At 56.5% G+C, this 15,062-nt stretch carries 13 protein-coding genes; 5 read left to right on the forward strand and 8 right to left on the reverse strand.

Features of this window, described 5'->3' with window-relative positions; all coding sequences use genetic code 11:
• Positions 1 to 126: 126 nt before the first annotated feature.
• On the forward strand, positions 127 to 1,047 hold the full coding sequence (locus B9A13_RS08435) for an alpha-hydroxy acid oxidase (protein WP_143806919.1): 921 nt from the start codon (positions 127 to 129) through the stop codon (positions 1,045 to 1,047).
• Between the two features lie 181 nt (positions 1,048 to 1,228).
• On the opposite strand, the gene B9A13_RS08440 is transcribed toward B9A13_RS08435, so the two are convergent.
• From B9A13_RS08440 to B9A13_RS08475, 8 genes are all read right to left on the reverse strand, one after another.
• Positions 1,229 to 2,500: an HD domain-containing phosphohydrolase gene (locus B9A13_RS08440; RefSeq protein ID WP_159448076.1), complete on the reverse strand. Its 1,272-nt coding sequence runs from the start codon at positions 2,498 to 2,500 to the stop codon at positions 1,229 to 1,231.
• Positions 2,501 to 2,852: 352 nt separating this feature from the next.
• Positions 2,853 to 5,261 (reverse strand): ABC transporter permease, encoded by a 2,409-nt coding sequence (locus B9A13_RS08445; RefSeq protein ID WP_084234699.1) that lies wholly within the window; start codon positions 5,259 to 5,261, stop codon positions 2,853 to 2,855.
• Complete coding sequence (locus B9A13_RS08450; protein ID WP_084234700.1) at positions 5,258 to 5,941, reverse strand: ABC transporter ATP-binding protein; 684 nt, start codon at positions 5,939 to 5,941, stop codon at positions 5,258 to 5,260. The genes B9A13_RS08445 and B9A13_RS08450 overlap by 4 nt, the downstream gene beginning before the upstream one ends.
• 202 nt (positions 5,942 to 6,143) lie before the next feature.
• A complete protein-coding gene (locus B9A13_RS08455; RefSeq protein ID WP_242942824.1) occupies positions 6,144 to 7,388 on the reverse strand; it encodes a sensor histidine kinase in 1,245 nt (414 codons plus the stop codon).
• Positions 7,370 to 8,056: a response regulator transcription factor gene (locus tag B9A13_RS08460; protein ID WP_084234701.1), complete on the reverse strand. Its 687-nt coding sequence runs from the start codon at positions 8,054 to 8,056 to the stop codon at positions 7,370 to 7,372. The genes B9A13_RS08455 and B9A13_RS08460 overlap by 19 nt, the downstream gene beginning before the upstream one ends.
• Before the next feature lie 208 nt (positions 8,057 to 8,264).
• On the reverse strand, positions 8,265 to 8,831 hold the full coding sequence (locus B9A13_RS08465; protein ID WP_084234702.1) for a GNAT family N-acetyltransferase: 567 nt from the start codon (positions 8,829 to 8,831) through the stop codon (positions 8,265 to 8,267).
• A 64-nt stretch (positions 8,832 to 8,895) separates the two neighbouring features.
• On the reverse strand, positions 8,896 to 9,708 hold the full coding sequence (locus B9A13_RS08470; RefSeq protein ID WP_084234703.1) for a metal ABC transporter permease: 813 nt from the start codon (positions 9,706 to 9,708) through the stop codon (positions 8,896 to 8,898).
• Entirely contained in the window at positions 9,701 to 10,375 is a 675-nt protein-coding gene (locus B9A13_RS08475) for a metal ABC transporter ATP-binding protein (protein ID WP_084234704.1), read from the reverse strand. Before B9A13_RS08475 ends, B9A13_RS08470 begins: the two co-directional genes overlap by 8 nt.
• Positions 10,376 to 10,602: 227 nt before the next feature.
• Here B9A13_RS08475 and B9A13_RS08480 point away from each other — a divergent pair, with 227 nt between their 5' ends.
• The 4 genes from B9A13_RS08480 to B9A13_RS08495 all read left to right on the forward strand — a co-directional run.
• Positions 10,603 to 11,508 carry a metal ABC transporter substrate-binding protein gene (locus tag B9A13_RS08480; RefSeq protein ID WP_084234705.1) on the forward strand — a complete coding sequence of 302 codons (906 nt, stop codon included), beginning with the start codon at positions 10,603 to 10,605 and terminating at the stop codon, positions 11,506 to 11,508.
• A 122-nt stretch (positions 11,509 to 11,630) separates the two neighbouring features.
• Positions 11,631 to 12,950, forward strand: coding sequence for a DUF5050 domain-containing protein (locus B9A13_RS08485; protein ID WP_084234706.1), 1,320 nt, complete (start codon positions 11,631 to 11,633; stop codon positions 12,948 to 12,950).
• Positions 12,951 to 13,057: 107 nt separating this feature from the next.
• Positions 13,058 to 13,684 carry a GntR family transcriptional regulator gene (locus B9A13_RS08490; protein WP_084234707.1) on the forward strand — a complete coding sequence of 209 codons (627 nt, stop codon included), beginning with the start codon at positions 13,058 to 13,060 and terminating at the stop codon, positions 13,682 to 13,684.
• A gap of 259 nt (positions 13,685 to 13,943) precedes the next feature.
• On the forward strand, positions 13,944 to 15,062 hold a 1,119-nt coding region (locus B9A13_RS08495), incomplete at its 3' end, for a hypothetical protein (protein ID WP_143806920.1).

Below are 15,062 nucleotides of genomic sequence, written 5' to 3' on the forward strand. Positions count from 1 at the left end.
ACAGTATCCAGATGAGCCTGCAAGGGCAAATGGATACGGGGAGGTGAATAAAGAAAATACCCGCGCTTTAAGATGCGGGCATGGTACACCAGGCGGAATGTAACATAAAATAAGGAGGCGACTGGCATGATAGGGAAATTACTGGCGGAAGGCAGAAGCAAAACGGTCCGGAAGAGAGGGGCGGAAACCGGAAACGTCCTGAAACTCTCACGGGATTACATCGATTCACTGACCATCGAGATGCGGGTTATCGACGCGATTCCCGCTTCCACGGAAGCAAGTTATTTTGGTGAGGTCTTTTCCACCCCCATAATGGTGGCCGCGATTTCCGGGCTCGGAAAGGGAATGGCCGAAATCGCGTCTGCGGCGGCGGAAACAGGAGCCGTGATGTGGGCGGGCATCGGCGACGAGGCCGAACTGGTGGCCATGATCGAAACGGGAGCGAAAGTCGCCAAGATTATCAAACCTTACAGGGATACCGATCTGATCTTCGAAAAAATCGACCAAGCGGAGAAACACGGCGCCTTCGCCCTGGGGATGGACATCGACTTCGTATTCGGAGGGAAGGTGGGGGACAGCCTGATCCGCCCGGACCTCATGGGCCCGAAGACTCTTACCGACATCAGGAGCTATGTTGAGGCAACCAGGCTTCCCTTTATCCTCAAGGGCGTTCTCAGCGTGCAGGACGCGTATAAGGCGCTGGAAGCCGGCGCGGCGGCCATTGTTGTCTCCCACCACGGGGGCAACGTCATGGACTGCGCGGTGCCGCCCCTGAAAATTCTGCCGGAAATCGCAAAGGCGGTGGGCGGAAGAATTCCTGTATTCATAGACGGAGGCATCGACAGGGGAACCGACGCTTTCAAGGCCCTGGCTCTTGGGGCCGACGGTGTGCTGGCGGGGAGCGCGGTGCTGGCCGGATACGACGTTTCGGGGAAGGAGGGAGCCAAACAGATCCTCTCCGGCATGAACGAGGAGCTCCGCCGCGTTATGAGCCTCACCGGGGCGAAAGATCTGAAAAGCATCGATTCCTCGGCGATCCGGTTCTGATTCCGATTAAACGGGAGCGGCGGCTGTTCGGCCGCCGCTCAGATTTAAGACAAATGTCGGATGAGATGATTTTAAATCGAACCGGACAATGAATAAGCGGATATGAAAACGGCAACCCGGACTGGTTGCCGTTCACAGCGGGCCTTTGGCGCGCTTTGCAATCGCATTTGCTCCGTGGGCATTATAAAGGGGCGTTCATGACATAGTCGTACCTGCCGGATGAGGTGCTCTGAGCCCTCCGCCGCGCATTGTCCACGGCGTCGAAGTTTTCCATGAGAATGGAAACGACATAGGGACAGATGGCCTTCTCCAGAACCATGGTGTTGAGCACCGCAACCGCCTGTTCTGGGGCCATCCCTTTCCGGTAGGGGCGGTCTTCCATAATGGCCGTAAAGATATCCGCCACAGCCATGATCCTGGACCCGAGTGAGAGACTGTTCTCGCCCAGATGAAACGGATACCCGTTTCCGCTCAGCCTTTCGTGATGAAAAGACGCCCACTGGTTGATGGTTTCAAATCCGCGGATTGCCTGAAGCAGCCGGTAGGTGTAAAAGGTGTGGCTTCGGATCCGGTTAAGCTCGTCAGCGTCCAGAGCGCCGGGCTTTTCCAGTATGCTTCGGCTTACCGCCAGCTTTCCCAGATCGTGCAGATGGCCCGCCGACTGCATCATTTTGCACTCGTTTTTCGAAAAGCCCGCCAGCTCCGCAAGCTTCTCCGCCGCGGCAGCCACTCCCGAAGAATGGGTCGCGGTAAAGGGATTTCTGAAATCGATGATATTGGCGAAAATTTTGGTAAGCTCCGTCAGCTCGTCCAGGTCCAGTTCCACCGTGTCGAACACCACAATATCCGGAAGTATGTATAGAAGCGGCTCGTATACCATGTCCAGCCAGATATATTCCTGTTCGCTGATCTCCAGAAAAGCGTCCGCTGCCTCCGGCATGAAGACGGAATTTCTGAGTTTCAGGATTCTCCCCTGAATATTCTTGATCTGACCGATGACGTCGGTCTTCCGATCCACGGCGACGGCCGCCCGGTCCGCAAGGTGAAGGATATGGCTCAGCGGGGATACCTCTTCCCCTCGGAATGTCCGGCCTTCTCCGTTACTCCAGGGGATATGGTGGTACCGAATGATCCCCGCTGCGCCGGCAAGGGGAGAAAAGCCCTCCAGCAGCCGCGCCCCCCGGAAAGCATGATCCTGGGATGTGGGGGGCTCCTCCTCGATGAGCGAGAGCCTTTCGTCCAGGGAAAAGGCTCCCACGTCGTGGGTAAGCCCCGCCAGCATCAGCTCTTTTTTCTGTTCCGCGGACAGTTTCATCTGATCGGCAATACGAAAGGCAAGGTAGGCCACCTGCTGGTGATGTTTGGATACCTCCGGACGGATGAGATCCCCCGCGTTTGTCAGGCAGATAAGAAGATCGTAGAGGTTAATTTTTGTTTGGTTAAGTTCCGACATGCGGCCATCTCCCATAAAAGTATTCAAATTACTTTTCTATCATTATATATGCCTGATGGAACAATTTGCAAGAAGGAAACTGCCGGAAGAGCAGGAGTTGCGGTATTTTTTGCCGATATGCCCCGCTGATTTTTTGCCGGGATTGCCGGAAGGATAAAAACTGCCTGTGGTATCGGTTTGCTGCAGGTGGGAGATTCTTTTAATGAATCGACACAAGGGGCTGCTGCATCATTCAAAGAATGTACAAAAACACTGGATTTTTAATGGGATTCCCCCCGCCGTCCGCGGGGGGAATCCCATTGAAAATTGTGTAATATGTGCACTTTGCAACAGCCTCTTGTGGTCGGAACGTTTATTGCAGGGAACCGATGGTTTCGGAAATGCCCATGGCGCGGATGCGTTTCAGCGGGGCGGCGCTGGAAAAAAGGGATACGAGAATTGTAATCAGGAAGATGAAAAGGATCTGTACCGCGGGGAAGGCCCAGGTGATCCGGATTGCCGTGAGCAGCCGGGCGATCAGCACCCACTGGAGAAAAGCACCCAGGACGCACCCGAAAACGGCGCCGGAAATGCTGTAGGTTAGAGCCTCCGCAGCCACCATGCGCCCCAGCTGCCTGCCCGACATGCCCACGGCGCGCAGCACGCCCAGATACCGCGTTTTTGAGGAGACGGTGGTCTGCATGGTGTTTACGATGTTCAGGATGCTGATGAGGGCGATGACCGCCGTAAAGCCGTAGACGAAGACCGCCATGGTGAAAAAGGTCTGGTTGATCTCGCTGTTTTTCTGCCGCGAATCCAGGAAGGTCGTATCGGCTCCCGCCAGAGCTTTGATTTGGGATACGGTCGCCTCCTGATCATGGTTTCTCAGCTGGATGTCTATGACGTCGTATGCGGTGTCTCCTGTGAGATTCGTAAATTGCTGTTCCGTCGTGATGAAGGTGGCCAGGTTCAGACTGCTGTCGGAAAAGGGTGCGGAGCGCAATATCGCCATGACGGTGAACTCTTCTCTTCCCGACGCCGTGTCGATATAGACCTTGTCTCCCAGCTTCAGATCTGCCGTCGTGGTGGTTACGCCCTTCCGGATGTTCGAGAATACCGCGATGATGCCGTTTTCTGCAATCAGCTTTTCCTGGGAAAGGGTCCCCTCGGCGAGGTCGGTTTTGGCCCACTTCAGCTGGTTTGCGTCATAGGAGATGAGCCAGGATTGTTCCGTGGGAATCAGAAGGCCGTTTTCATCGGTTTCGATATTCCCCGCCTGCTCCCGGTAGGTATCGGTGAGCCTGTCGGCGTCGAAGGCGGCGGTCACATGGCCGAACATTCTTCCATAGACGTATTTGACCCCGTCCAGCTCCCGGAGCCGTGAAAAAAGCTCCGAATCGAAGCCGGCCTCCGCCGTCAGGGTGATGTCCGGCGTATAGGGCTTCGTGGTCTTCAGACTGCTGTACATAAAGTTGACCAGTACGTTGAAGCCCAGAAACATCGCGATGCTCACGGCGATGGAGAGGGACATGAGGAGAAAGGTCCGCTTCTTCATGAGAGCGCTGCCGATCCCCATGGCGGTTTCCACCGGAAGGAGCCGGGTCAGGAGCCCTTGCTTTCCGGCCTTCTTCGTCCGGATCTCGCCGGCTCCCGATACGGCGCTCACGGGAGATACCTTGGAAGCCTTTTTAGCGGGCAGGGAGGAGGCCAGAGCGACGGTGAGCACGCCCACAGCGGCGCCGGCGGCAATCCCGACGGGGCTGAGGGTAAAGAGGGGGATCTCGGAAAACAGATAACCGTTGTAGTATTTGAGAAGCGCAGAGCAGAATAGAGTGGCGCCCATTCCCAGAAGGATACCCAGCGGCAGACCCCAGCGGAGAAGCAAAAATCCTTCCCGGCGGACCAGCCGCTTGATCTGGGCTTTTGACGCGCCCACGCACCTGAGAAGGCCGAAGGAGCGCATCCGCTCCATGACGGAAATGTTGAAGGTATTGTAGATCATCATGATCCCGGCTGCCAGCACGATGAGAAACAGGACCGCACCCACCCGGTAAAGCTCTAAGGCGGCTTTGTAATCGCTTTGCCCCAGGACGGCCAACAGGCGGTCGTTCAGCCCCACGCGTTCGTCGGAAAGCTTCAGATTTTCCCGGATTTCCTCGATTGCCCTGCGCATATTGGCCTTTTCCTTGAATTCAATGAGAAGAAGCTTCTTTTCTGCCTGTGCAGATCCGGCGGCTTGCATGGAAGGTATGACTACCGGTTCTCCTGTAGCCTTTGTGCTGCTGAAATCGGAAAAGACTCCGCTCACTCTGAAGGACCGCTCTTCCTGACCCGGGAAAGAAAAAAAGATCCGGCTTCCCACGCTGACGCCCAGCTTATCCGCCGCCCAGCTTTCCAGCATCAGTTCGTCTCCGGCCTCGGGATAGGTCCCCTCCAGCAGACGGATGCCCATATTGGGGGCGAAATTTTCATCCAAAGCGACGATATCACAAGAAATTCCGGCAATGCTGCCGCTGTTGAAAGCAATCCACGTGCCGGTATTCTTCACGTCCGCGCGCCCGGAGACCGCCCCTATTTCCGCATCCGTTGCATCCGTTATATACATGTGATAGTTGCCGTAATCGTTTATGACCTGCAGCTTTTCAAACTTCAGGAGCACGTCCAGCATGGAGAAAATCCCCACCACCAAGGCCACCGACAGGATGATGCTGAAGGTGGAAAGCCGGGTCCTCTTTTTGTGGGCGGAAAGGGTTTTGGCGGAAAGCCCCAGATACCCCGTCATACGCAGGCACCCCCGAGCTCGGTGACGACGCCGTCCTCCACGCCGAGGACCCTGTCGGCATTGGACGCGAAGCCGGGATTGTGGGTGATCATGATGAGCGTCTGGCTGTAGCGTTCCACCGAGAGCCGGAGAAGAGCTATGACGTCCCGGCTGTTTTTGCTGTCCAGGTTGCCGGTGGGTTCGTCGGCAAGCACGATGGCGGGCCGCGCAGCCAGGGCCCTCCCGATAGCTGCTCGCTGCTGCTGCCCGCCGGACAGCTGATGCGGAAGATGATGCCGTCTGGCGGTAAGACCCAGCATGTCCAGAAGCTCCTGAATGTACCCCATGTCCGGTTTCCGCTGATCCAGCAGGATGGGCAGGAGCATATTTTCCTCCACGTTGAGCTCGGGCACCAGGTTGTACGTCTGAAAGACAAAGCCGATATTCCGCCTGCGGAAGACCGAAAGCTCCTCCTCCTTCATCCCGAAGATGTCCTTGCCGTCCACCGTGACGGTACCGGACGTGGGATAATCCAGAGCGCCGATGAGATTGAGAAGCGTGCTCTTCCCGGAGCCGGAGGGCCCGATGATGGAGATGAATTCGCCTTTGGATACGGAGAAGGAAACGTTCTTCAGGGCTTCCACCCTGGCCTCGCCCTCGCCGTAAGTCTTGCAAAGATTCTGCACGGAAAGTATATTCAATCCTCACACCTCGCTTTAAGAAGGCTGTATGCGCCCCCGCCTCTGTGTGCCGCCTTCCGGCGCTTTTCTGCGGCAAGGGATATGGTTCCCGTGAAAAACCATCCCGCATACGGCTTTATACAAGAGAGGATACCACGTCCGTCTTACATTGCGGTGAATGGAATCTTACGGTTTTGTAAGCTTGGGCGGAATCCCCGGCGGCTTAAAGCCGTGGAAAGAGCATGGCGAATTCCGCCCCACGGCCCAACTCGCTCTGGACCGTGAGGACACCGCCGTGCTTCTCCGCGATGGCCTTCGCCAAAGACAGCCCGATTCCCACGCCGGAAGAATCTTTGGAAAAGCGGCTCCGGTAAAACCGCTTGAATATATGATGAAGATCCTCGGGATGGATGCCCGCGCCGTCGTCTCTGACCGTAATCGTCACCGCCGCGGCTGTTTCACCGCAGCTCAATTCGATCCGACCGCCAAAATCCGTGTGGTCCAGCGCGTTTTTGATGAGATTGCCCACCGCTTCCCCCAGCCACAGCTCGTCGAAAGCCAGCTTCGCACAATCCCCGCAGGAAAGCAGAAGGTGTTTTCCCTCGTGCTCCGCCCGCTGGAAGAAGGACTCCAGGCATCCCTCCAGGAAGCTTTTAAGCGGATGAACCTCTTGATTGAGCTCAATGGTTCCGGCGTCCAGTTTTGCCAGCTTGAGAAGGCTCTGGATCAGATGCTCCATGCGCTCAAGCTCCCGGCGGCTTTTTTCCGTGAAAGCCGCCGCCGTTTCACGCTCCGTCTCTTCCTCACGGAGGATCTCGTTGTACATCATAAGAGCGGAAAGGGGCGTTTTCAGCTGGTGGGAGATGTCGGAGATGGTTTCCTTCAGAAACCGCCGGCTTTCCCGCTCCCGCTGGATGTGTGCCGTCAGGGAGGTGGCCAGGGCGTTGATTTCCGCAAAAAGCCGGGAGAGGCTGCCTTCTCCGCAGTCCGGAAGGCGAAGGCCGGAGTCCCCGTCCATAAAGCGCCGGAGCGTCTGGGCGGCAAAGTCCAGCTCCTCGTCCCGGCGGCGGCAGCCCCGGTGCAGAACGAAGAGAATTCCAAGAGAAAATATAAGGGAATACGCGAGTATGATCAGCGCCGATCTCAGACGAAACTCCATAACCTCGGGAAGAAGGCTTGTCTGCATGTCGGCGCCGTATCCGTAGGAGGAGAGCAGGGCCGCTCCCGTCTCCTGCTCCGCCTGCGTTTTTTCCGAGGTGAAGACCGCGGCGATGCTTCCCCCACCCGCGTTCCCGCTCTGAAGCAGATATCCTGCCAGGGCGGAGTCGTGAGCGGCCATGGCGGTCTTGTACTCCTGCGCCATATAGGCCGACGAAAGCTGCCCGGCCAGGAGAAAAGCTAAAAGGAACAAAGACACCGCAAGAAGCTGTTTTTGCATGCCCACATCGGTTATCTGGAAGCGTTCCACCGGTATCCCACTCCTCTCACCGTCAGAAGACAGCCCGGATGCTCCGGATCGTCTTCGATTTTGCCGCGCAGCCTGCGCACATAGACCGAAAGCGTGTTGTCGTCTACAAAGCTGCCGTTCCCGTCCCAGAGCCGGTCCAGGATCACCGGGCGGGTGAGAACGGCATTGGGGTTTTGGAGAAAGAGGCAAAGAAGCCGGTATTCCGCGGCGGTGAGCTCGATTTCTTTCCCGTTCTTCAGTACCCGGTTTTCCTCCAGCTTCACGGTGATCCCGCCGGAGTGAAGCTCCGCTCCCGTTCCGGCGGTCATCCCCCACCGGCGCAGGGCGGCCCCGATCCTGGACAGGAGCTCGTTGAGGCGGAAGGGCTTTGTGATATAGTCGTCGCCGCCCATGTCCAGGCCGCGCACAACGTTCACCTCGTCGTCCGAGGCGGTGAGGAAGAGGATGGGGACCCGGGATTTCCGCAGTGCCGCCTCGCACACTGTAAACCCGCTGCCGTCGGGCAGAGACAGATCCAGAAGCAGCAGATCGAAATCTCCCTCCGCGAGCGCCCTGAGAGCCTCTCCCACGGTTCTTGAAACGGTGACCGCGTACCCGTTTTTCCGAAGGGAAAATGTGAGCCCCTCAACGAGGGCCAGATCGTCCTCCACCAGCAGGATTTTACTCATTTCGTCCCGTCTCCTTTCCGGACTGCGCATCAGGCAGGGATTTGTTTCCACAGGGAGCGTATCATGCGGGAGAGACAGTGTCAAGCCGGGCATCTCTCGCCGGGGGAGGCAAGGCGGGAGGCTCATTTTTAAATGAAAATGCCTCATAAGTACTGCGGAAAGAAGTACTTATGAGGCGGCTATTTCAAATCACGCTTAACTTTTTTAATCAGTTAAGTATATCATTTTCCGATATCGTCTGTTCCCATTCCTCCCGGAGGATGGCAAAGACCAGATCGTCGGTCCAGCGGTCATTCAGGCGGATGCTCTGCACGAAATGGGCCTCCCGGCGCATGCCCAGCCTTTGGAGAAGCCGGACGGACCGGGTGTTTTCGGGGTCCACCGACGCCGTGATCCGATGCTTTTTGAGATCCCGGAAGAGCCAGGCGAACATCGCGGCGGCTCCCTCCGTGGCATACCCCCTGCCCTGAAAGGCGGGAGCCAGGGTATAGCCGATCTCGGCCTGGTCGGCGTCGATGAAATGGATGCCGGCGTCGCCGATAAGCCCCCCGCCCTCTTTTAGGCAGAGGGCAAGCTGGAACCAGGTGCCGGGAATGTCCGGTTCCTGGGCGATCCCGGCGATGAACCCGGCCGCCTCCCGGACGCTTTTGGGCCGGAAGGGCTGAAAGGCGCAAACCTCCGGAAGCGAGCGGTACCGGAAGAAGTCCCCCGCGTCCGGGGCAGAAAGTCTGCGCAGAACGAGCCGCTCCGTTCTGAGAGGAGTAAAACTCTTCATGCCGCTCCCTCCTTTATACTTTAAGTGCTGAGATATGCCGTTTATAACCCGAAACGGTAACAGCCTATACCATGGCTGCCCGGAAGCCGGAATATACCTTTTTTCCGATCATGACGGCGGCAAGGACGGCCACGGAGACCAGCGCCGTGAATCCGCCGGGAGCGACGTTTAAATAATAGGAGACGAAAAGCCCCGTCAGGATGTCGATGAAGCTGAAGACGACGGAAAAAATCAGGGTCGGCCGGAAGCCGCGCTCCAGCTGCAGGGCCGTCGCCACCGGGAGAGCGATCATGGAGCTGAGGACCAGAACCCCCGTGATCCGGATGGAAGCGGCGATGGCCGAGGCCACCAGGACGGAAAAAATATAATTGATGATCCGCACCTTTACCCCCGCGATCCTGGCCGCCTCCTCGTCGTAGGCGATATAGACCAGCTGGTGGTAGAGAAGGATCAGCGTCAGGACGGAAACGGCGCTGAGGATCGAAATCAAAATCATGTCGGAGCGCGTCACTGTAAGGATGCTGCCGAAAAGAAAGGAGTCCGCGTTGGCCCGGAGCTTCCCCGAGCTGATAACCGTGATGGCGGTGCCCACGCTCAGAGCCAGGACGATGGAGAGGATCAGATCGGCGTTTTTTCGGAAGTAACCCCGGAGAAACTCGATGAGCCCGCCGCACAAAGACGTGAAGAGAAAGGCCCCCAGGACGGGGCTCTGGTTGTATAAAAGGCCGATGGTGATCCCCGCCAGGGAGGCGTGGGACAGGGTGTCCCCGATCATGGAATACCGCCGGAGAACCAGGAAAATTCCGATGCAGGGACAGAGAATGGATATGAGAACGGAGACGAAGAGGGCGTTCTGCATGAAGGAATAGCTAAGCATGATCCTCGTCCCCCTTCGGCTTGAGGTATTCCGACACGTACTGCCGGGGGGTGCACATATGTCCGCTTCCTCCGGAAAGGTGGTAGATGAGAGTGGAGTTGGCCACCGCCGCCTCCAGATTGTGCTCCACGGACACCACGGTGATGCCCCTCACCGCGTTGAGCGCCTTGATAAGTCCGTAGATTTCCCGCTGACTGTCCTGGTCCACGCCGGCGGAAGGCTCGTCCAGGATGAGAAGCTCGGGGTCTCCCATGAGGGCCCGGGCGATGAGCGCTTTCTGGCTCTGACCGCCGGAAAGGGTGCCCATGAGGGCGCCGGAACAACCGGAAAGCCCGACCCGGTTCAGGCTTTCCTCAATTACGCTCTTGTCCCGTAGCTTAAGAAGCCTCCGGTAGGAATCCAGCATTTCATGCACCGTGATGGGAAAGCCGGAAGCTGCCGCGTCGCTTCGCTGGGGCACGTAGCCGATCCGCTTTGTCTTGACCTCGATGCTCCCGCGGGTCGGCCGTAGAAACCGTAATATAAGCTTCACCAGTGTGCTCTTCCCGCACCCGTTGTCACCTAAAATCGACACGTAATCTCCGTCCTCCACGGCAAACCGGATGCCGTCCAGCACGAAGGGAGGGGAACCCGTATAGGAAAAAGCCAGATTTTCTGCCTGTATCATTGCGCATCACCTTTTATTCGGTCTGATTCTTCTGCCATGCTTTGCGCGCCCTGGATAAGACGCGGTCTTTCTGCGCTTCCATCGGGAAACATCGGTTTTTGACGGCCGTGTATCACGCCTCGGGATTTGTCCATTTTCCTCTTGACAGATTCTTCCTGTGGAGCTACCATCTATTATAGACGCAAATGCGAATCATTTGCAAGTGAAATTTTGGGAGGAACCGCAAAATGCAAAAGAAGTGGATTGCACTGCTGCTGTGCCTGGCGGCCGTTTTGAGCCTCACAGCCTGCGGCGCTTCGGGTAAAACTAGCGAGGACGAAAAGCTGAAGGTCTATGTCTCCTTTAACGCGCTGAAGGAATTCGCCCAGACGGTGGGAGGAGACAAGGTGGAGGTCACCGCGGTGATCCCCGACGGGACGGAACCCCACGATTTTGAGCCGAAGGCCCAGGATCTGGCGGGAATGAGCACAGCGCAGGTATTCGTTTATAACGGCCTTGACATGGAAGCCTGGGCGGAGGATGCCGTTGCGGCGGCGGACAACAAGGACCTGATCGTGGTGGAAGCCTCCGACGGCGTGACCCCCATCTCAAACGCTGAGGAGGATGAAATTCAGGAACACGGGCAGTATGATCCCCATGTCTGGCTGAGCCTCAAGGGGGCGGAAACGGAAGTGACAAACATCAAGGATGCCCTGGTGCGGGCCGACCCCGACAATAAGGAATACTATGAGACCAACTGCAGTGAGTATATCGCGAAGCTGGAGGCTCTGTACACCCGGTACAGCGAGAAGTTCGGCTCTACGGAGAAGAAGAGTTTTGTCACCGGGCACGCGGCCTTTGCCTATCTCTGCCGGGATTTTGGTTTGGAGCAGAACAGCGTGGAGGACGTCTTTGCCGAGGGAGAGCCCAGCGCCAAACAGCTGACCGAACTGGTGGACTACTGCAGGGAAAACGGCGTTACCACCATATTTGCCGAGGAGATGGCAAGCCCCGACATTTCGGAGACCCTGGCAAGGGAGGTGGGCGCCTCCGTGGAGACGATCTACACCATGGAGAGCGCCGAGGATGACAAGTCCTATCTGGAGCGGATGGAGGACAATCTGGAGAAGATTTATTTAAGCCTTGCCGCCTGAACCGGTAAAAGGAAAAGGTTGAATCTGGAAAACACCCCGCGGGCATGGTACAATGCCTGTGGGGCGTTTTTTGCAGCCCGGTTTGCACCGCCTGAGATTTTCCGGCAAAGGAGAAACGGAAGATGAAAAGACTATTCAGCCTGTTTTTGAGCCTGATATTGGTTCTGGGCCTTGTTTCCTGCGCCTCCTCCTCGGCATCAAAAATCTCTTCGGAGGAAAAAGCCATCACGGACGCCGCCTCTGCCGAAGCGCTTGAGACCCTCGCCCGGCAGTACGGCGACGAGGGAAAATACGAATATGCGATGCAGGCGGCTAAAAAGCTCCTGGAGCTGGACCCGGACAGCCAGGACGGGTATCTTTTAAAGGCGGAGCTTCGGATTCGGGAGATGCAGTCCGCCTATGGAGAGCTCAACGCCATGGTGGAAGAGGATCTCGGCAGTGTGCCGGACCCTGCGGCCTATAAGGAGGAGCTCGCCCGGATGTACGAAGAGGCGGGACTGGACCTGATTATCCCCTTTGTGCCGGATTACGCCTCCCCGGAAGAGATCAATACTGTGGGGAACTCCGCCCAGAATCTCTACGGGATTGTTTGGAACGCCGACGGCTCCTCCGTCTCCGGGGTCTTCGCCTCCCAGGGAGAATGGATCTATTATGCCGATCCCAAGGATCATTACGCGCTGTATAAAGGCCGAACGGACGGGGGCAGCCTGGAAAAAATTACTTCGGACGCGGCCTGCAGTCTCAACGTGGCGGGGGACTGGATCTATTACATAAACCGGGGGGAGGAAAACTCTCTCTATAAGATCCGCACCGACGGGAGCGGAAGGACGCGGCTCACGGACGACGCCTGCGCTTCCGCCGTCGTCTGCGGAGACTGGATATACTATGTCAATCAGGACGACCGGGACACGATTTACCGCATCGGCATTGACGGAGCCGCGCGGGAGATTTTCGGCAAAACGGACGCGAAGCTTCTGTTTACGGACGGAGTTTGGCTCTATTTTTCCTCCGAGGATGAAGAAAATCTGGTGAGGCTGAAGCTGGATAAAAGCGGTCAGGAGTATCTTCTGGGGCGCTGGCATGTCTGGGTGTATCTCTATGAGGGGTGGCTCTATTATCTCACGGACGACAACGGCCTGGCCATTCTGAAGATGCGCCCGGACGGCGCCGATGTGACGGAGGTGTGGCATTACGACGCCAAGATCAATTTCTATGCGCTGTTGGACGGCAGGCTGATCGTGTCGGTACGTGACAGGGAGGGCAAAGAAGGTCTCCTTGCCCTCCGGCTGGATACCCTGGAGGAGGAGCTTAGCCTGGAAAATGTGCACTCCGAGGCGGTCTGCTCCGATTCCCGGGGAAACGTCTACTTCATAACCTCCGCAGACGACCTCGGGCTGTATCGGATCGACTGGGAAACGGGCTCCGCCGTCCCGATTGGATGACGGCATGTCGGGCAGCGGCGGATATTTTTATAAATCGTGAAAGAAAGTATGTAAAAAGGATTGCCAAAGTCCTCCATTTTGCCCTACAATGGGAAGCGGGTGATGGGATGTACTCGACAGGACAAATCACAACCGCGCGGTATTTGAAAATTGCCGTGGACTTGGCGGCCCGGATTGCTTCCGGAGAAATTCCGGAGCGGGAAAGGCTGAAAGGCCGCTCCGTTCTTTCCTCCGAATACGGCGTTTCCTCGGAGACTATCCGAAGGGCCATGTCCATCCTGTGCGATAAAAAAGTGGTCGAGGTGAATATCGGAAGCGGGATTACCGTGCTGTCCCGGGAAAAAGCGGTGGAATTCGTCAAGAGCTTTAAAAACGGCGAGAGCATTGCGGAAATGAACTCGGCCCTTTCCTCCCTGTTTGAGAAACGCAAAGCCCTGGACGAGGAGATATCCTCCACCACCGGGCGGATCATAGACATGTACAAATACATGCGCTCCGATCTGATAACGCCGGTGGAAATCGTGCTGCCGGAGGGTTCCCACGTGATCGGGCGGAGCATCGGGGCTCTTGAGGTATGGCATAATACGGGAGCTACCGTCATTGGCATCCTCCAGGGGAATCAGATCATCATATCCCCCGGGCCGTATTACGAGTTTACGCCGGGAGACAGGGTACTGATTGTGGGCGATGAGAGCGTCATCGAGCGGTTTAACTTGTTTATCCGCGGCGCCTGAAAAGAAATAGACCTTGAATAGAGCGCACCGCAGGTTTTTTTGAAATCCTGCGGTGCGCTTTTTGCCGGCTTGTGGTTCCTTTGGGTGCATAGACTTGACAGAGTATGGAAATTTTGATACCATATAACAAGCAACCTAAATTAAAATAACAGGTTGTTTGTAAAAATATTCTAGCAAGCCCCGATAAAAAGGCAGCAAATACAGAAACGGAAGGGGATATAGGGACAAATAAGCGGAAAGGTGTAAAAGGTGCATGGAAATGAAAGCGAAACTGAAAAACAGGCCGGTGAACGTGGGAGTTGGATTTGTGACGGGGCGGAAAGGTTTTCGGAAACTTGCCCGGACGTATCTGGAGAGCTGGTATGAATCCGGGTTGCTGGAAAAGGAAGGCGCAAGGCTGAGTCTTTTTGTCGCCTATGATTTGAAATACAGGAATACGACGCCCGCCGACTATAAAAACCTGGATAAACGGATTCTGGAGGCCCTAAGCAGCCCGTTTTATATCGGGGAAGAGGCGATCCGCGCGGAGACGGCGGGGCTTATCGGCGCAGGCGTGATTTCAGAACGGGAGGCGGAGCTTCTTTTCGGGGAAGGCTATGCGAAGAAACGGAATGTAATTTTATATTTTGCCATAAAAAACGGCATGGATTACCTGCTGTTTCTGGATGACGATGAGTATCCCATGGCGGTGCTCCGTCAGCCGGAAGGCCTGACCTGGAGGGGACAGAAAGTGCTGGCGACCCATTTAAAATACATAGAAAGCGCGGATATTACCCATGGGTACCACTGCGGCTACGTATCGCCCATTCCCACCCTCGCCTTTGACGATTCTCTCGGGGAAGAGGACTTCCGGGTGTTTATCGAAGCCATCAGCAACGATATTATCTCCTGGGACTCCATTCGAGAAAAGATGAAAAACAATGGGGTGAGCTATGCCGCCGGAGAAAAAATGGAAAAGCACTTTGTCCGGGTTGTGAAGGAAGTGGACGGCGCGAAATTTATTTCCGGATCCAATCTCTGCCTCAATCTGAAAGACCCGGAGAGAGTGTTTCCCTTCTACAATCCCCCGGGAGCCCGGGGGGAGGACACCTTTTTAAGCACCTGCTTGTCGGACCGCCGGGTGCTCAAGGTGCCCTGCTATACCTTTCACGACGGCTTTTCTTCCTACACACATCTGCTGTGCGGAATCCTGCCGGAACAGCTCAGGCCGGTCCGGCCTGGAAGCGGGACCGCCGACGAGAGGTTCCTGAAAGCCTGCATCGGCTGGATCCGGTATAAACCGCTTCTCCTGTTTATAACCCGGCCCGACCAATTTGAATCGGAAATCGAAAGGATGAAAGAGGACCTCCGCCGAGTCCTTCCCAAGATCTGCGCGTAT

Source organism: Papillibacter cinnamivorans DSM 12816 (assembly GCF_900176335.1).
Classification (GTDB): Bacteria; Bacillota; Clostridia; order Oscillospirales; family Oscillospiraceae; genus Papillibacter; species Papillibacter cinnamivorans.